The following is a 17,050-nucleotide window of genomic DNA, read 5'->3' on the forward strand; positions in this document are numbered from 1 at the left end:
GATTCCAGCGGGGGGAGGCGCGAGGCCTCAATACACCCCTTGGCTTCTCAGGTAGTCGTCGTAGGAGCCGGTGAAGTCGGTGATCCCCTCGGGCTTCATCTCGATGATCCGGGTCGCCAGGGAGCCGACGAACTCACGATCGTGGCTGACGAAGATCAGCGTGCCGGGGTAGTGCTCGAGCGCCAGGTTGAGCGCCTCGATCGACTCCATGTCGAGGTGGTTGGTCGGTTCGTCCATTACCAGTACGTTGGGCTTTTGCAGCGCCAGCTTGCCGAACAGCATCCGCCCCTGCTCGCCGCCGGAGATCACCTTGACCGATTTCTGGATCTCATCGTTGGAGAACAGCATGCGTCCGAGCGCCGAGCGAATCTGCTGCTCGCCGCCGGTGGTCCATTGGCTCATCCACTCGAACAGGGTCATGGCGTTGGCGAAGTCATCGGCATGGTCCTGGGCGAAGTAGCCCACCTCGGCGGCGTCGGTCCATTTCACCTCGCCCGCGTCGAGCGGCAGGTCGCGCACCAGGGTACGCAGCAGAGTGGTCTTGCCGATCCCATTGGGGCCGATGATCGCGACGCGTTCGCCGGCCTCGACCAGCAGCGAAAAACGCTCGAACAGCGCGGGATTGCCCGGGTAGGCCTTGGTCGCGTTGTCCACCGTCAGCGCATGGCGATGGATCTTGCGCTCCTGCTCGAAACGGATGAACGGGCTGACCCGCGAGGAGGGCTTGACCTCCTCGAGCTGGATCTTGTCGATCTGGCGCGCGCGCGAGGTGGCCTGCTTGGCCTTGGAGGCATTGGCCGAGAAGCGGCTGACGAACGACTGCAGTTCGGCGATCTGCGCCTTCTTCTTGGCGTTGTCGGCGTGCAGCCGCTCGCGGGCCTGGGTCGCGGCGGTCATGTACTCGTCGTAGTTGCCGGGGAACAGCCGCAGTTCGCCGTAGTCCAGGTCGGCCATGTGGGTGCAGACGCTGTTGAGGAAGTGGCGGTCGTGCGAAATGATGATCATCGTGCTCGAGCGCTGGGTCAGTATCCCTTCCAGCCAGCGGATGGTGTCGATGTCCAAATGGTTGGTCGGTTCGTCGAGCAGCAGCACGTCGGGATCGGAGAACAGCGCCTGGGCGAGCAGCACGCGCAGCTTCCAGCCGGGCGCCACCGAGCTCATCAGCCCGTAGTGCTGCTCGAGCGGGATGCCGAGGCCGAGCAGCAGCTCTCCCGCGCGCGCCTCGGCGGTATAGCCGTCGAGCTCGGCATACTGCACCTCGAGATCGGCGACCTTCATGCCATCGGCTTCGCTCATCTCTGCCTGGGCATAGATCCGGTCGCGTTCCTCGGCGACCTTCCAGAGCTCCCCATTGCCCATGATCACCGTGTCGATCACCCGGCGCTCTTCGAAGGCGAACTGGTCCTGGCGCAGCTTGCCGAGCCGCGTGGCCGAGTCGAGCATCACTTGTCCGCTGGTCGGCTCGAGATCGCCACCGAGGATCTTCATGAAGGTCGACTTGCCGCAGCCGTTGGCGCCGATCAGGCCGTAGCGGTTGCCGTTGTTGAACTTGACCGAGACGTTCTCGAACAGGGGCTTCGGCCCGAATTGCATGGTGATGTTGGCGGTGCTGATCACGCTGTCGTCCTTAGCGACCGCCCGGCGAGCACGTCGGGAGGCATGGATATCGGGCGCCGGGGGAAATCGGCGCGAAAGGGGTCGATTGTAACGTTTACCCGGGGTGTTGTGCAGTGAGCCTGCGATGATCCTGCTCATACCCGGGCCTCGAGGCCGAGGTTTCGTGCCCACGGGCGCAGAGATCGTCCCGATCGATTTGATCTCGGCGTCGTTCGGGCGTTGGCGTGCTGGCTTGGAGGACAAACTCAGTTTGTCCTCAGCGCAAGAAAAACTCGTTTGTCGGCTCGGCGTGGCGGCATCGATGATCGATCCCAGCGTAAGCGTCGCTTCGTCTCCAAGCGCGGCGCGCTGGTCTTGAATGCCTACCACTGAGAGCGCTCCATGACTCCATCCAGCCCATCCGTCCGGGTCGGTGTCGATATCGGCGGCACCTTCACCGACGTTGCCCTCGAGCTCGATGGGCGGCTCCATGCCGCTAAGGTCCTGACCGATCACGCCCAGCCCGAACGGGCGATCCTCGAAGGCATTCGCCAGGCCTGCTCGCTGGCCGGCGTCACACCGAAGGCGATCACCCAAATCATCCATGGCACGACGCTCGCCACCAATGCGTTGATCGAACGGCGCGGGGCACGCACCGCGCTGATCACGACCCGTGGCTTTCGCGATGTGATCGAGATGCGTACCGAGAGCCGTTTCGAGCAGTACGACCTGGCCCTGGCGCTGCCTCCGGCGCTGATTGCGCGCGCCGACCGCTATGTGGTGGGCGGTCGGCTCGATGCCCAGGGAGAGGAGCTGGAGCCGCTCGATCTCGAACAGCTCGACCGAGTGATCGGCCTGATCCGCGAAGGCGGCTACCAGAGCGTCGCGGTCGGCTTGCTGCATAGCTATCGCAACCCGTGCCATGAACGCCGGATACGCGATCGTGTGCGCGCTGCGTTGCCAGCGGTGGCGGTATCGATCTCGAGTGAGGTCTCGCCGCAGATCCGCGAGTACGAGCGTTTCAATACGGTGTGCGCCAACGCCTACGTCAAGCCGCTGATCGCTGCCTATCTCGAACGACTCAGCGCGGCGCTGGTGTCGGAGGGGGTCAGCTGCCCCGTGCACCTGATCCACTCCGGGGGCGGCTTGATCTCGCTTGCCACCGCGATCGAGTTTCCAGTGCGGCTGCTCGAGTCGGGGCCCGCGGGTGGTGCGATCTACGCCGCTCACTATGCATCGCGCTATGGCATCGAACGCGCGCTCTCCTTCGACATGGGGGGGACCACCGCGAAGATATGCCTGATCGAGGGTGGACGGCCGAAGAGCGCGCGCAGCTTCGAGGTCGCCCGGACCTACAGGTTCAAGAAGGGCAGCGGCATGCCCATCTCGGTCCCGGTGATCGAAATGGTCGAGATCGGCGCGGGTGGGGGCTCAATCGGCCAGGTCGACGCGCTGCGCCAGATTCGGGTCGGTCCAGAGAGCGCCGGATCGGAACCGGGGCCGGCCTGCTATGGACGCGGCGGAGAGCGGCCAACGGTCACCGATGCCGATCTGGTGCTCGGGCGGCTCGACCCGGAGCGCTTCGCCGCTGGCAGTCTGAAGCTCGATATCGATGCCGCCGCCGGGGCGCTCGAACGGGAGATCGCCGCGCCCTTGGGCGCAGACCGATGGCAGGCCGCGTTCGGGATCACCGAGGTGGTCGATGAGAACATGGCAAGTGCTGCGCGCGTGCATGCGGTGGAAAGCGGCCGCGAGCTCTCGGGCTTCACGATGATCGCCTACGGCGGTGCCGCACCGCTGCATGCGGTGCGGATCGCCGACAAGCTCGGGGTGCGCCGGCTGCTGGTGCCGCCCGGCGCCGGGGTCGGGTCCGCGATTGGTTTCCTGCGTGCCCCCTTCGCCTTCGAAACGCTGCGCAGTGCGGTGATGCGCCTCAGCGACTTCGACGTCGCCGCGGTTGGCCGGCTGCTCGACGAGATGGAGAGCGAGGCCAGCGCTTTCGTTCGCGATGCGGGGCTGCGCGAGCCGCCCAGCCGCGAGCTGCGCGCCTACATGCGCTATTCGGGGCAGGGTTGGGAGATCGAAGTGCCGCTCGTCGCCGCCGAGTTCCATGCCGCGCCGCTCGAGACGCTGCGCGCGGAGTTCGACAGCGCCTACCGCGGCTCGTTCGGGCACTTGGTCGAAGGCGCCGACGTCGAAGTGGTCAGCTGGGCGCTCCAGCTCAGCGAGCCGGGCTCGCCGCCTGACCGGGTCGAGCCGCGCATGCACTGCGACGATGGGGTTGAACCGCCCGCGCCGTTCGACCGGCGGCAGGTGTTCGACGCTAAGCGTGGGGTCTTCGTCGACTGCGCCCTCTATCAACGCGACCAGCTGGCGCAGGGCGTGGCCATCGCGGGTCCTTTGATCATTACCGAGCCTGAGACCTCGACCCTGGTCCCGCCGGATTATTCGGTCAGCCTCCAGCGCGACGGTTGCCTGCTGATCGAACATCGCCAGGATGAAGGAGTGCCTGCATGAGCGCTGCCATCGATATCCCCCGTCAGATCATGTGGAACCGCTTGATCTCGGTGGTCGAGGAGCAGGCCCTGACCTTGATCCGCACCGCCTTCTGCACCAGCGTGCGCGAAGCCGGGGATCTCTCGGCCGGGGTGTTCGACGCCGCGGGCAGGATGATCGCCCAGGCGGTCACCGGTACGCCGGGGCACGTCAACTCGATGGCGGAGTCGGTCGGTCACTTCATCGATCACTTCGGGCTCGAAGCGCTGAACCCCGGGGACGTGCTGGTGACCAACGACCCTTGGCTCGGCACCGGTCATCTCCACGACATCACCATGGTTACGCCGGTGTTCCGGCGGGGCCGGGTCATCGGCTTCTTCGCCTCCACCGCCCATGTGGTCGACATCGGCGGGCGCGGCTTCGGTCCGGACGCCGCGGAGGTGTTCGAGGAGGGCATTTGTTTCCCGCCGATGAAGATGTTCGCGGCGTCCGAGCTCAATCGCGACTTGATCGCGCTGCTGCGCTACAACGTGCGCGAGAGCGAGCAGGTGATCGGTGATTTCCATGCGCTGGCGGTGTGCAACGACACGGGTATCCGCAGGCTCGAAGCGATGCTCGACGAGTTCGGCCTCGACCACCTCGATGATCTCGCCGAGTACGTGTTCGCCCACAGCGAGCGGGCGACGCGCGAGCGCATCCAGGCACTCGGCGACGGCTCGCACGGATACGCGATGCGAGTCGATGGCTTCGAGGCGCCGATCGACCTCGAGGTCCTGGTCTCGGTCGAAGGCGATGGGATGAACGCCGATTTCACCGGCAGCTCACCGTGCAGCGAGCGCGGGATCAACGTGCCGCTGACCTATACCAAGGCCTATGCCTGCTACGCCCTCAAGTGCGCGGTCGCCCCCGACATCCCCAACAACTGGGGTTCGCTTATGCCGTTTCGGGTCACCGCGCCTGAAGGGTCGATCCTCAACGCTCCCCGGCCGCGCGCAGTCGCGGTACGCCACCTGCTCGGCCATTTGATTCCCGATGTAGTGCTCGGCGCGCTGCAGCCATTTTGCCCTGGGCGGATTCCCGCCGAGGGCGCCAGTGCATTGTGGAATCTGCAGATGGGCTTTCGCGCCTGCAACGGTGAGGCGCGCCATGAGATGCTGATCTTCAACAGCGGCGGCACCGGTGCGCGCCCCGCCAGCGACGGACTCAATGCCACCGCTTTCCCCAGCGGGGTCCAGACCATGTCGGTGGAGGTGACCGAAAGCATCGGCCCCATCGTCGTCTGGCGTAAGCAACTGCGTTGCGACTCGGGCGGTGCCGGGCGCTGGCGCGGTGGGCTTGGGCAGTCGATCGAGATCGGCGCCAGGGAGGGCTATACGTTCTCGCTCAATGCGATGTTCGAGCGCGTCGAGCATCCCGCCCGCGGGCATCAGGGGGAGGTCATGGCGCCAATGGGCAAGTCTCGCTCGACGATGGCACCCCGCTCGCCGCGAAGGGGCGGCAGTCGATTCCCGCCGGCCGGCGTTTGCGCCTCGAACTGCCGGGAGGTGGCGGCTACGGCGACCCTGCCGAGCGCGAACCCGAGCGGGTACGTTGCGACCTCGTCGGCGGCTACCTGAGCGAGGCCCGGGCAAGGCGCGATTATCCACACGCCTTTGCCACCACCGCGCCGACGGGGCCGGCCCGGACCTAATGATGCTGGTGATTCGACGATGGAACCTATAACAACGACAAGGTGAAGCGCATGAAATCGACCGCAATATCGTTCGCAAGGGTGGGGGCTTCGATCGCACTGGGTACGCTGCTGATGCTCGCGGGCGCTCGGAGCGTGCTGGCGGCGACGACCTGGATCATGGCCTCGGGCAATCCCGAGAGCAGCTACTTCACCCAGAACATTCGCCAGTTCATCGATGAAGTCGAGGAGCGCAGCGCAGGAGAGCTGCGTATCGACCTGCGCGCCAATGACACGCTGATCAAGCATGACGCGATCAAGCGGGCGGTGCAGACCGGACAGGTGCAGATCGGCGAGATTCGCCCCGGCGTGTACGGTAACGAGGACCCGATGTACATCCTCGATAGCATCCCGGGAGTCGCGAGCGACTATGAGCAAGCGCGCCAGCTGCTGGAGGCCCAGCTGCCCTACTTCGAGGAGCTGCTGGGGCGCCAGGGGCTGCGTGCGCTGATCTGGGCGCCCTGGCCGGGGCAAGGATTCTTCACCACCTCGCCGCTCGAATCGCTCGACGACATGCGCGGCAAGAAGATTCGCATCTATTCCCAGCCGACCCAGCAGATGGCGGAGCGCCTCGGCTTTCGCGCCACCATCCTCCCCTTCGCCGAGGTCTCCCAGGCCTACGCGACTGGGATGATCGATTCGCTGTTCACCAGTCCCCAGACCGGGATCGATGTGCAGATCTGGGACTACGCCAAGCACTTCACCTATACCGGGACGATGCACAACAAGAATGCGGTGATCGTCAACGAGCGTGCCTTCAGGTCGCTCGACGAGGACCTCCAGCGGATCGTGCTCGAGGCCGGCCAGCGTGCTACCGAGCGCGGCTGGGAAATGAGCCGGCGCGCGGGGGCCGAAAACGACGAGGTGATCGAATCCCACGGCGTGGTCATCACCGACGCGAGTGACGATATCCAGCAGGCGATCACCGCTATCGGCGACGAGATGCTCGCCCAGTGGCGTGAATCGGCGGCGGCGCCGGCGGTCGAGGCGCTCGATCGCTATCTGGCCCAGCGCAGCGCGCAGGACTGACCATGCCGGACGATCGACGCAGAATCACGCTGCCGCGCCGCCTGCTCGAAGGGCTCTATTTCTCGAGCGGCGTTCTCGCGGCGCTGTTCCTGGCGCTGCTGGCGATCTCGATCATTGCGCAGATCATCGGGCGGCTGGCCGGCGTAGCGGTAGACGCAACCGAGTTCTCGGGCTTCTGCATGGCGGCCTCATCGTTTCTCGGGCTCGGCTACACCCTGCGTCTCGGCGGCCACGTGCGCGTCGGCATGCTGGTCGAGACGCTGAGCGAACCCTATCGAACCCGCTTGGAGGCGCTGGTATGCGCGTTTTCCGCTTTGCTGGTCGGTTGGCTTGCCTGGTGCGCGCTGAAGCTCGTGCTCGAGTCCTGGGAGTTCGGCGATCTGAGCCCTGGACTTCTCGCTATGCCGTTCTGGATTCCCCAGTCAGCGATGGCGCTGGGCCTGGGTATCCTCGCCGTGGCCCTGTGCGATGAGCTGGTGAGCCTTTTGCGTGGACGCTCGGCACGTTACATCGACCGAGGCGACGGTGCGCTCTGAGCGCATCGGTGCCGGTGCTTGCTGGAGTACTCATGGAATCGATTTCGCTGATCCTGCTGGTGATGTTCGGCGCACTGCTGGTGATCCTCGCCGCAGGCGTATGGGTGGCGATGACCCTGGTCGCCGTCGCTGCCGGTGCCATGTGGCTCTTCACCCAGGTGCCGGTATCGAGCCTGGTCGCCTCTACGCTTTGGGACGCGAGCTGGTCATGGCCATTGACCGCGCTGCCGCTATTCATCTGGATGGGCGAGATCCTGTTTCGCACCCGGCTTTCGCGGGACATGTTCGATGGTCTCGGGCCTTGGCTCGGCTGGCTGCCGGGCCGGCTGCTGCACGTCAACGTGCTAGGCTGCGGGATCATGGCGGCGGTGGCCGGTTCGTCGGCGGTGACCGCGACCACGGTGGGGAGGATGAGCCTGCCGGAGCTCAAGAAGCGCGGCTACGACGAGAAGCTGATGATCGGTTCGCTGGCGGGGTCAGGCACGCTGGGGCTGATCATTCCCCCTTCCATCGTGCTGATCGTCTATGGCGTGCTCGCCCAGCAGTCGGTGGCGAAGCTGTTCATCGCAGGCGTACTGCCGGGGCTCATGCTGATGCTTTTGTTCATGGGCTACGTGGTGGTCTGGGCGCTGTTCAATGCCGACAAGATGCCGCCGCGCGAGCCGCGTGTCGCGCTGGGTGAGCGGCTGCGGCGCTCGTCGCGGTTGATGCCGATCATCGGCCTGATCGCTTTCGTGATCGGTTCGATCTACTCAGGGATCACTACGCCAACGGAGTCCGCCGCTCTCGGCGTGGTCGGTGCCCTGCTGCTGGCCGCGCTGACCGGCACGCTGACGGCGCAAAGCTTCGCGGCCAGCCTGTTGGCCGCGACTCGCACCTCCTGCATGATCGCCTTCATTCTCGCTTGCGCCGCGGTGCTATCGATCGCGGTGGCGTTCATCGGCATTCCGCAGTACCTGGCGGGGCTGGTCGGCGCGCTGGATTTGCCGCCTTGGCTGCTGCTGCTGACCCTGACGCTGTTCTTCATCGTGCTGGGCTGCTTTCTCGAGGGCATCTCGATTCTGGTGCTCAGCAGCGCAGTGGTGCTGCCGATGGTCCAGGCGGCGGGTATCGATCTGATCTGGTTCGGCATCTACCTGGTGGTGATCATCGAGATGGCGCAAATCACCCCGCCGGTAGGGTTCAATCTATTCGTGCTGCAATCGATCACCGGGCGCAATATCTGGCGAGTCACCGTCGCCTCGGCGCCGTTTTTCCTGCTGCTCTGTCTCGGCGCCTTCTTGCTCGCGCTGTTCCCCGCGATCGTGACCTGGCTACCCGGGGTGATGAGCTGACGCCGGCTGCTCGCCCTGCTGTATCTCGCGGCCGAGCTCGCTGGTCCTCGCGAGCATCCAGTCGCGAAACGCGAGCAGCAGCTTGGAAGGGGCGCGGCCGTGTGGATAGAGCAGCTGGAAGTGGGGGGTCTTGTGCCGTGGCAGGCGGCGCAGCAGATGCTCGCCGAAAGGCGCGACCAGGCGCCCGGCCGCGATCGCCTCGAGGGCATCGCGGTGGGAGGCGAGGCCCACCCCCAGGCCGGCCAGGGTGGCCTCGAACATTGCCTCATGCGTATGCAGGCGGAGCATGCCCTGCGATGGTGCGCGATCGATCCCGAACAGTGCCAGCACATCGGGCCAGAGGGTGTTGTCGACCAGTGGCGCGATCAGCCGGTGGTCGAGCAGGTCGGCGCCCTCGAGCAATGGGCGCTGGGCGAACAGCGCGGGCTGGCATACCAGCACCTTGAGATCGGCCAGCAGGGGGATCGCCTCGAAGCCGGGCGGCGCCTCGTAGCACCAGTGGATCGCGGCATCGAGCCCGCGAGCGGAAAACTCGACCAGGTCGGCACCGATCGAGATGCGCAGGTCGATCAGCGGGTCGCGCGCGGTGAATTCACTGAGATTGGGGATCAGATAGGCCGAGGCGAAGTAGGGGCTGACATGCAGCGCCAATCGGTGGTTTTCCACCGGTGCCTGGACACGTTCGACGCCGTGGGCGATCAGGTCGAGCCCGTCACGCACCTCGATCGCCAGCCGACGGGCGTTTTCGGTGGCGATCAAGCCGTGACCGTGACGCAAAAACAGCGCCGTGCCGAGATTGCCTTCGAGCAGCTTGATCCGATGGCTGACCGCCTGGGGCGTAAGGCAGAGCTCGACCGCGGCGGCGCGCAGCGTGCCGTGGCGCATCACTGCCTCGAATACCTTCAGCGCTTCGAGTGAAGGCAGTCGGTAGCGCATGGCTAATCCTCGATGGCCAATATCGGGTCTGGATCGGTCGCGCCGCTTGCGCTTACCGACCAAGCTCTGCACGATCATGCAACATTCGTGCGCGTCCCATGGAGACGCACTTTTTCAATGCTCCAGCCCCCCCAACGACAACCATGACAGGTGCACCGCTCCCATGAGCTTCTTTTCCCAAGCCCTCGCTCGCGTGAAACCCTCCGCCAGCATCGTCGCCAGCCAGCGTGCCCGTGAGCTCAAGGCGCAGGGGCGCGATGTGATCGCGCTTTCCGCCGGCGAGCCCGATTTCGATACCCCTGAGCACATCAAGGCGGCGGCTCAACGCGCGATGGCACGAGGAGAGACCAAGTATCCGCCGGTGGCGGGGATTCCCGAGCTGCGCGAGGCGATCGTCGGCAAGTTCAAGCGCGAGAACCAGCTCGACTACCGGGTCAGCGAGACGATGGTCTCCAACGGTGGCAAGCAGGTGATCGTCAACGCGCTGATGGCGACCATCGATCCGGGCGACGAGGTGATCGTGCCGGCGCCTTACTGGGTCTCCTATCCCGAGATGGTCGCGCTGTGCGGTGGCACGCCGGTGATCGTCGAGACCGATCCGGCGAATGGCTACAAGCTCACCGCCGAGGCGCTCGAGCGGGCGATCACCCCGCGTACCAAGTGGCTGATGTTCAACTCGCCCTGCAATCCATCCGGTGCGGCCTACTCGCGTGACGAGCTCAAGGCGCTGACCGACGTGCTGGTCGATCATCCCCAGGTCTGGGTGATGAGCGATGACATCTACGAGCACCTGATCTACGGCGGGCTCGAGTTCACCACGCCGGCGCAGATCGAGCCGCGGCTGCGCGAGCGCACCTTGACCGTCAACGGGCTCTCCAAGGCCTACGCGATGACCGGCTGGCGGGTCGGCTACGCAGGCGGCCCCGAGCCTTTGATCAAGGCGATGGACAAGATCCAGGGCCAGATCACCTCGGGGATCAACACCATCGCCCAGTGGGCGGCGGTCGAGGCGCTCACCGGGCCGCAGGACTTCATCCAGGAGTGGCGCCAAATCTTCGAACGCCGCCGCGACCTGGTGGTCGAGCTGCTCAATCAGGCCGAAGGGGTCGATTGCCAGCGCCCCGACGGGGCCTTCTACGCCTATCCCTCCTGTGGTGCGCTGCTCGGCCGCCGTGCCCCCGATGGAACCCTGATCGACAGCGACGAAGCCTTCACCCGCGCGCTGCTCGAGACCGAGGGCGTGGCGCTGGTCCATGGCGGTGCGTTTGGTCTGGCGCCCAACTTCAGGGTCTCCTACGCCGCCGCGACGGATCAGCTCGAAGAGGCTTGCAAGCGGATCCAGCGCTTCTGCGCCAGTCTCGGCTGAGTCGCCGGCTGCGTTGCGCGATGAAACGGCCACGCCCTGCGGGTTCGAGGGCGTGGCACGGCGGAGGTCACGGCTGCTTGGCGGCGAACGCCTGCTCGCCGGTGAGCCGTTTGGTCTGGTTGGAGAAGGCGTAGTACGGCGGCTGGCTTTCGATGAAGATCTCTTCATCGAGCACCCAGTCGTCGTCCACCTCGAGCAGGCCGACCGGCACCGCGTAGTGCCCGCCGTCCTTCAACCGATAGAACAGATGGGTGCCGCAGTGGGAGCAAAAGCCGCGTTCGGCCCAGTTGGAGGAGGCGTAGACGCTGACGGCCTCCTCGCCCTCGAGGCGCAGCCCAAGGACGTTCTCCAGGGCCAGCAGCGGCCCGCCTCCCCATTTGCGGCACATGGCGCAGTGACAGGCGCCGACCTTGTGACCGTCGACCATGACGTACAGTTGGACCGCGCCGCACAGGCAGCCGCCCCGATATTCCATTTTCATCGACATGATCGTGCCTCCTCATCGACCCGGCAGGGCCTTTGGATGGCGGTTCGTTGGCTCAATCGCTGGCTTAATCCAAGCCTAAATCGCTTGGGCCGCGGTGCCCGATGCTTCTCCGTACAGATAGGGTCTTTCGCTGCCAGTGTAAAGTGATCGATCGTGGGACACCCTGAGACCCGCGAGCCGTTCGCCGCTGGCGACTCGAACAAACATGCACTCGAAAGGGGTCGATGATCAATGTCGCATTTTTTACGCCAAGCGCATCATCCGCGACATTATCTGCGACGTTATCTGCGACATCGTTCCCTCCGGGCGCTGATGGTCGGTGCGCTGGCGAGCCTGGCGCTCGGCGGCTGCGGCGAGGCCGGCCGCGAGAGCGGCTCAGCCGCACAGGCAAGCCAAGCCACGCCGGTGACCGTGGCCCGGCTGGCCGAGCGGGAGACGACGCTGATCGCCACCTTCCCGGGCAGGACGCTTTCGTCGGCCACTGCCGAGGTGCGCCCGCAGGTAGGCGGCGTGATTCTCGAGCGCAGCTATGCAGAGGGCAGCGACATCGCCGCCGGCGACCTGCTGTTTCGCATCGATCCGAGGCGCTATCGCGCGGATGTCGAGCGGGCGCGCTCGGAGCTCGCGGTGGCGAGGGCTCAGCTCGATTCAGCGCGGTGGCTCGCCGAGCGCTACCAGCGACTCGGCGAGCGACAAGCGATCAGCCAGCAGGAGCGCCAGATGGCGATGTTCGCCGACGAGGAAGCGGCGGCGGCGGTCGCGGCCGCGGAGTCCGCCCTGCGCAGTGCTGAAATCGATCTCGCCTACACCGAGCTGGTCGCGCCGATCAGCGGCCGGGTCGGTCGGGCGAGCGTCACCCAGGGAGCGCTGGTGGTCCGCGATCAGGCGGAGCCGCTGGCGACCATTCACCAGCTCGATCCTATCCACGTCGACTTCACCCAGTCCGGGACCGAATACCTGGCCTGGGCGCGAGCCTGGCTCACGCCCGATGGACGCGGTGAGAAGCCCAAGGCGTGGATCACCTTCACTGACGCCAGCCGCTACGAGCGCAGCGGAGAGGTCGAGTTCGCCGACCCCGCGGTCGATCGCGAGACCGGCAACGTCACGCTGCGCGCCAGTTTCGCCAACCCTGACTTTCAAGTGCTGCCCGGCATGTTCGTGCGTGTCGAGGTCGAGCAGGCCCGGCTCGAGCGTGCCCTGCTGATGCCCCAGCGCGCGGTGACGCGCGATAGCGGTGGCGATGCCTATGTCTACGTGGTGGACGACGAGCAGCGTGCGCGCACTCGCCGGGTGGAGCTCGGCGCTACGGTAGGCAGCGAATGGCTGGTGAAGGCGGGGCTGGAAGCGGGCGATCTCGTCGTGCTCGGTGGTCGACAGCGCATCGGCGACGGCTCGCTGGTACGGGTGCTCGACACCGATGCCGCAGCCCCCGGCGATACGGCCGAAGAGGGCTGAGGGATGCTATCGAGGTTCTTCATCCGGCGGCCGATCTTCGCCTGTGTGATCGCGCTGATGATCAGCGGGTTCGGGGCGCTCTCGCTGTTCGACATGGCGGTGGAGCAGTACCCCGACATCGCGCCGCCCACCATCCAGGTCACCACCAGCTATCCGGGCGCCTCGGCGGAGGTGCTCGAGCAGAGCGTCACCCAGATCATCGAGCAGCAGATCTCCGGGATCGACAACCTGCTCTATTTCAACTCTACCAGCAGTGCGTCCGGTTCCGTGCGCGTCACCTTGGTGTTCGATCAGGCGACCGACCCGGACGTCGCCCAGATGCAGGTTCAAAACAGCATCGTCCAGGCCACCAGCCGTCTTCCCGTCCAGGTGCAGGACCAGGGCGTGGTGGTACGCAAAGCGCAGACCGACACCTTGCTGGTGGCTTCGGTCTACGACGAGTCCGGTCGCGATGAAAGCTTCGACGTTGCCGACTTCATCGTCAGCCAGTTGCAGGACCCGATCAGCCGCATCGACGGCGTGGGTGAAACCTCGGTGTTCGGCTCCCAGTACGCGATTCGAATCTGGCTCGACCCGCATAGGCTCACCGCCCATGGGTTGACCACCGAGGACGTGGTTTCGGCGATCGAGGCCCAGAACAGCCAGATTTCCGCCGGCGAGATCGGCGCTGCGCCGAGCGTCGAGGGCCAGGCGCTGAATGCGACGGTCACCGCGATGTCGCTTTTGCAGACCCCGGAGCAGTTCGAACGGATCGTGCTTTTGGCGCAGAGCGGCGGGGGCAGCGTAAGGCTCGGGGACGTGGCGCGGATCGAGCGGGGCGCGGAGGACTACCGCACCCGTACGCGGCTCAACGGCTATCCGGCCTCGGGGATCTCGATCCAGCTCAGCCCCGGCGCCAACGCCCTGGATACCGCGCTCGAAGTGAAGGCGACCCTCGAGCGGCTGAGAGGCACCTTCCCTGCCTCCTACAAAGTCGCCTATCCCCGCGATACGACACCGTTCATCGAGGTATCGATCCGTAACGTGTTCTCCACCTTGGTCGAGGCGATCCTGCTGGTGACCGCGGTGATGTACCTCTTCCTGCAGAGTTGGCGTGCGACGCTGATACCGCTGCTCACCATCCCGGTCGTGCTGCTCGGTACCTTCGGTATCCTCGCGGTGGCGGGATTCACCATCAATACCCTGACCCTGTTCGGGCTGGTGCTGGCGATCGGCCTGCTGGTCGACGACGCCATCGTGGTGGTCGAGAACGTCGAGCGGCGGATGGAGGAGAACAGGCTCGAACCGCGCGAGGCGACGATTCGTTCGATGGGGGACATCACCGGGGCGTTGGTCGGTATCACCACCGTGCTCAGCGCCGTGTTCCTGCCGATGGCCTGGTTCGGCGGTGCGACCGGGACCATCTACAAGCAGTTCTCGATCACTTTGGTCTCGGCGATGGCGCTCTCGCTGTTCGTCGCGCTCAGCCTGACGCCGGCGCTCTGCGCGCTGCTGCTTCGTCGTGCACAGCCGCGCTCGCCGCGGTCGTTCTTCGGGCTATTCAACCGGATGGTCAAGGGCAGCGAGCGGGCCTATCAGCGCGGGCTGTTCAGGGTGCTGAGACGACCGCTTGCGATGCTTGCGATATTCACCGTGCTGGCGGCGGCGATGTTCCATCTGTACGGCAGACTGCCTACGGCCTTCCTCCCCGAAGAGGACCAGGGCATGGTGATGGTGCGCTATACCCTGCCGGAAGGCGCCACGCTCCAGGCCGCCGAGCGGGTCGCCGACGATCTCGCCGCCTACTTCCAGCGTGAAGAGGCGGAGAACCTCGATATCCTGCTGCTCGCCTCCGGACGCCATGGCTGGATACGCGCGCAGAACGTCGGCCAGGCCTTCATCAGGTTGAAACCCTGGTCGGAGCGTCCGGGCTACCAGCGCTCCGCCCAGGCGATCATCGAGCGGGCCAGCCGGGCCTTCGCCGACTACACCGAAGCCAATGTGGTGGTGATGTCGCCAGCGCTGGTGAGCGGGCTGGGGCAATCCTCGGGGTTCGAATTCTGGCTCCAGGACATCACCGCAACGGGCCAGCAAGCGTTGCAGACGGCGCAGCGATCGCTGATCGCGCGCGCCGGCGAGGACCCGCGTCTCACCAGGGTGCGTCTCGACGGGCTGGGGCACAGCCCGCAGCTGCAGGTGAATCTCGACCATGAGCTGATCAGCGTCCAGCAGATAGACGTCGACCAGGTCAACCAGACCATCGCGACCGCCTGGGGGGGACGCTACGTCAACGATTTCCTCGACCGTGGCCGGGTCAAACCGGTGTACGTCCAAGGTGACGCGCCCTTCCGCTCGGCCCAGGAGGACCTCGGCGAATGGCGCGTGCGCGGTGTGGGGGGCGAGATGCTGCCGCTTGCGCTGTTCGCCTCGAGTGAATGGACGCTGGGGCCGCAGATGCTGCAGCGCTTCAACGGTATCCCCGCGGTGCAGATTCAAGGCGATGCCTCCAGCGGCGAAAGCTCCGGCACGGCGATGGCGCTGATCCAATCGATGGTCGATGAACTCGGCGACTACCAGCTCGCCTGGAGCGGGCTGTCCTATCAGGAGCAGCAGGCGGGCAACCAGGCGCTGTTTTTGTACCTGGTCTCGATCGCCTTCATCTTCCTTTGCCTTGCGGCGCTCTACGAGAGCTGGTCGGTACCGGCCGCGGTGATGCTGGTGGTGCCGCTGGGCGTGCTGGGTGCGGTATCGGCGGCGAATCTGGCCGGGCTGGACAACGATGTGTACTTCCAGATCGCAGTGCTGACCACGATCGGGCTTGCGACCAGGAATGCGATCCTGATCGTCGAGTTCGTCAGTGCGGCTCGGCTCCAGGGCGCCTCCCTCGCCCATGCGACGCTGGAGGGGGCGAGGCGGCGCCTGCGGCCGATCGCGATGACCTCTCTGGCCTTCGTCGCGGGTGTCCTCCCGCTGGCCTTCGCCGTCGGTGCCGGGGCCGCTGGCCAGCGAGTGATCGGCATCAGCGTGATCGGCGGCGTGGTCACCGGCACGCTGCTGACGATCTTCTTCGTGCCGTTGTTCTACGCCGGGATGCTCACCCTGCGCCGGAACTTGGCCGCCCGTCGCAGAGCCGGTTCAGGACTCGATTAGCCGAGTCATGGCCTCGGGGCGGGATGAGGCGTCGTCGCGGATTTCCAGCTGCCGGGCGGCGAGCAGGCGATAGAACTCACCGTGGCGGCCGCCCAGCTGGTCGAGAGCGGCAAGATGCTTGCGTACCGTGCCGAGATCGTGACGGGCGATGGGCCCGGTGATCGCCTCCTCGAGGCTGCCTCGTTCGAGCGCGCCGAGGGTGCCGCGCAGCAGCGGCAGCAGGGCCGCCAGCGCGTCCTCTCGGCTGGCGCCCCAGCTGGCCCAGATCCGCGTCGCCTCATCGAGCAGCGCGAGCATGAACGGCGAGGCATAGCTGGCGGCGGCGTGGTAGCGGGCGCGGGCACCCGGCGGCAGGCGGTTGACTCGTCCGCCCAGGCGCTGGGCGATGGCTTCGAGCCGTGACAGCAGCGCCCCTTCGGCTTCGATCGTCAGGGTGCAGCCGGGGAGCGAGGCGATCGCCGTGTCGGGGTCGCTGAAACTCTGCATCGGGTGGAAGCCGCCGATCGCCGCGCCGGCGCGGGCGGCTTTGGCCAATACGCTGATCTCGGTGGCACCGCTGGCGTGCACCACCGCATTGCCGGGCCGCCAGTCGAGCGCCTCGACAGTGGCGGCGATGGCGTCGTCGGCGGCGGTGACGAAGACCAGCTCGCAGCGCTCGACCAGCGCCTGGGCCGGCAGCGCCTCGCAGTCGGGCAACCGTTCGGCGAGCGCCTGCGCACGCGCGTGGCTGCGCCCGGCGATGGCGGCGACATGCTCGCCGTTGCCGGCGAGCGCGCGTGAAAGCGCCGTGGCGAGACGCCCCGGGCCGATGAAGCCGATGGTGGCGTAGGTGCTGGACATGGTTTTTCCTGATCGAAAAATGTACTGATCGACGGCAATGCGGGACAGGAGCGTTCGATGATACGCCATCGCCGTGCGGCGTTGGCCGGCAATGCTATGCTGGGGCGGTGTTTAGAT

The 17,050-nt window shown here is 66.1% G+C and carries 12 protein-coding genes; 8 read left to right on the forward strand and 4 right to left on the reverse strand.

Annotation, left to right across the window (positions count from 1 at the left end; translation table 11 throughout):
• Nucleotides 1–27: 27 nt before the first annotated feature.
• Nucleotides 28–1,617 (reverse strand): ABC-F family ATPase, encoded by a 1,590-nt coding sequence (locus tag A5892_RS04345; protein ID WP_064121759.1) that lies wholly within the window; start codon nucleotides 1,615–1,617, stop codon nucleotides 28–30.
• Between the two features lie 381 nt (nucleotides 1,618–1,998).
• Between A5892_RS04345 and A5892_RS04350 the strand changes: the two genes are divergently transcribed.
• The 5 genes from A5892_RS04350 to A5892_RS04370 all read left to right on the forward strand — a co-directional run bounded on the left by A5892_RS04350 (nucleotide 1,999) and on the right by A5892_RS04370 (nucleotide 8,720).
• A complete protein-coding gene (locus A5892_RS04350; protein ID WP_064121760.1) occupies nucleotides 1,999–4,113 on the forward strand; it encodes a hydantoinase/oxoprolinase family protein in 2,115 nt (704 codons plus the stop codon).
• Nucleotides 4,110–5,708, forward strand: coding sequence for a hydantoinase B/oxoprolinase family protein (locus tag A5892_RS04355; RefSeq protein WP_223302787.1), 1,599 nt, complete (start codon nucleotides 4,110–4,112; stop codon nucleotides 5,706–5,708). The genes A5892_RS04350 and A5892_RS04355 overlap by 4 nt, the downstream gene beginning before the upstream one ends.
• A gap of 125 nt (nucleotides 5,709–5,833) precedes the next feature.
• Nucleotides 5,834–6,850 carry a TRAP transporter substrate-binding protein gene (locus A5892_RS04360; protein WP_064121761.1) on the forward strand — a complete coding sequence of 339 codons (1,017 nt, stop codon included), beginning with the start codon at nucleotides 5,834–5,836 and terminating at the stop codon, nucleotides 6,848–6,850.
• A gap of 2 nt (nucleotides 6,851–6,852) precedes the next feature.
• Entirely contained in the window at nucleotides 6,853–7,386 is a 534-nt protein-coding gene (locus A5892_RS04365; protein ID WP_064121762.1) for a TRAP transporter small permease, read from the forward strand.
• Between the two features lie 32 nt (nucleotides 7,387–7,418).
• Nucleotides 7,419–8,720 carry a TRAP transporter large permease gene (locus tag A5892_RS04370; protein ID WP_064121763.1) on the forward strand — a complete coding sequence of 434 codons (1,302 nt, stop codon included), beginning with the start codon at nucleotides 7,419–7,421 and terminating at the stop codon, nucleotides 8,718–8,720.
• Here A5892_RS04370 and A5892_RS04375 read toward each other — a convergent pair.
• Nucleotides 8,700–9,656, reverse strand: a complete 957-nt coding sequence (locus A5892_RS04375) for a LysR substrate-binding domain-containing protein (RefSeq protein WP_064121764.1) — start codon at nucleotides 9,654–9,656, stop codon at nucleotides 8,700–8,702. The genes A5892_RS04370 and A5892_RS04375 overlap by 21 nt on opposite strands.
• Before the next feature lie 163 nt (nucleotides 9,657–9,819).
• On the opposite strand from A5892_RS04375, the gene A5892_RS04380 reads away from it, so the two are divergent.
• Nucleotides 9,820–11,022: a pyridoxal phosphate-dependent aminotransferase gene (locus A5892_RS04380; RefSeq protein WP_064121765.1), complete on the forward strand. Its 1,203-nt coding sequence runs from the start codon at nucleotides 9,820–9,822 to the stop codon at nucleotides 11,020–11,022.
• 67 nt (nucleotides 11,023–11,089) lie between these two features.
• Here the strand turns inward: A5892_RS04380 and A5892_RS04385 are convergent, their stop codons facing one another.
• A complete protein-coding gene (locus A5892_RS04385; RefSeq protein WP_064121766.1) occupies nucleotides 11,090–11,509 on the reverse strand; it encodes a GFA family protein in 420 nt (139 codons plus the stop codon).
• 231 nt (nucleotides 11,510–11,740) lie between these two features.
• On the opposite strand from A5892_RS04385, the gene A5892_RS04390 reads away from it, so the two are divergent.
• Nucleotides 11,741–12,964, forward strand: coding sequence for an efflux RND transporter periplasmic adaptor subunit (locus A5892_RS04390; protein WP_064121767.1), 1,224 nt, complete (start codon nucleotides 11,741–11,743; stop codon nucleotides 12,962–12,964).
• 3 nt (nucleotides 12,965–12,967) lie between these two features.
• Nucleotides 12,968–16,093 carry a multidrug efflux RND transporter permease subunit gene (locus A5892_RS04395; RefSeq protein ID WP_064121768.1) on the forward strand — a complete coding sequence of 1,042 codons (3,126 nt, stop codon included), beginning with the start codon at nucleotides 12,968–12,970 and terminating at the stop codon, nucleotides 16,091–16,093.
• Here A5892_RS04395 and A5892_RS04400 read toward each other — a convergent pair.
• The gene (locus A5892_RS04400) at nucleotides 16,079–16,933 is read right to left on the reverse strand and encodes a Rossmann-like and DUF2520 domain-containing protein (protein WP_064121769.1); all 855 of its coding nucleotides are present in this window, start codon (nucleotides 16,931–16,933) and stop codon (nucleotides 16,079–16,081) included. The genes A5892_RS04395 and A5892_RS04400 overlap by 15 nt on opposite strands.
• Between the last annotated feature and the right edge of the window lie 117 nt (nucleotides 16,934–17,050).

The organism is Halotalea alkalilenta (genome assembly GCF_001648175.1).
GTDB lineage: Bacteria > Pseudomonadota > Gammaproteobacteria > Pseudomonadales > Halomonadaceae > Halotalea > Halotalea alkalilenta_A.

Excerpts from the sequence above, each read along its gene's own strand:
- A5892_RS04380 (WP_064121765.1), top strand. The coding sequence starts at position 9,820 with ATGAGCTTCTTTTCCCAAGCCCTCGCTCGCGTGAAACCCTCCGCCAGC.
- A5892_RS04350 (WP_064121760.1), top strand. The coding sequence starts at position 1,999 with ATGACTCCATCCAGCCCATCCGTCCGGGTCGGTGTCGATATCGGCGGC.
- A5892_RS04370 (WP_064121763.1), top strand. The coding sequence starts at position 7,419 with ATGGAATCGATTTCGCTGATCCTGCTGGTGATGTTCGGCGCACTGCTG.
- A5892_RS04375 (WP_064121764.1), bottom strand. The coding sequence starts at position 9,656 with ATGCGCTACCGACTGCCTTCACTCGAAGCGCTGAAGGTATTCGAGGCA.
- A5892_RS04395 (WP_064121768.1), top strand. The coding sequence starts at position 12,968 with ATGCTATCGAGGTTCTTCATCCGGCGGCCGATCTTCGCCTGTGTGATC.
- A5892_RS04360 (WP_064121761.1), top strand. The coding sequence starts at position 5,834 with ATGAAATCGACCGCAATATCGTTCGCAAGGGTGGGGGCTTCGATCGCA.
- A5892_RS04400 (WP_064121769.1), bottom strand. The coding sequence starts at position 16,933 with ATGTCCAGCACCTACGCCACCATCGGCTTCATCGGCCCGGGGCGTCTC.
- A5892_RS04365 (WP_064121762.1), top strand. The coding sequence starts at position 6,853 with ATGCCGGACGATCGACGCAGAATCACGCTGCCGCGCCGCCTGCTCGAA.
- A5892_RS04390 (WP_064121767.1), top strand. The coding sequence starts at position 11,741 with ATGTCGCATTTTTTACGCCAAGCGCATCATCCGCGACATTATCTGCGA.
- A5892_RS04355 (WP_223302787.1), top strand. The coding sequence starts at position 4,110 with ATGAGCGCTGCCATCGATATCCCCCGTCAGATCATGTGGAACCGCTTG.
- A5892_RS04385 (WP_064121766.1), bottom strand. The coding sequence starts at position 11,509 with ATGTCGATGAAAATGGAATATCGGGGCGGCTGCCTGTGCGGCGCGGTC.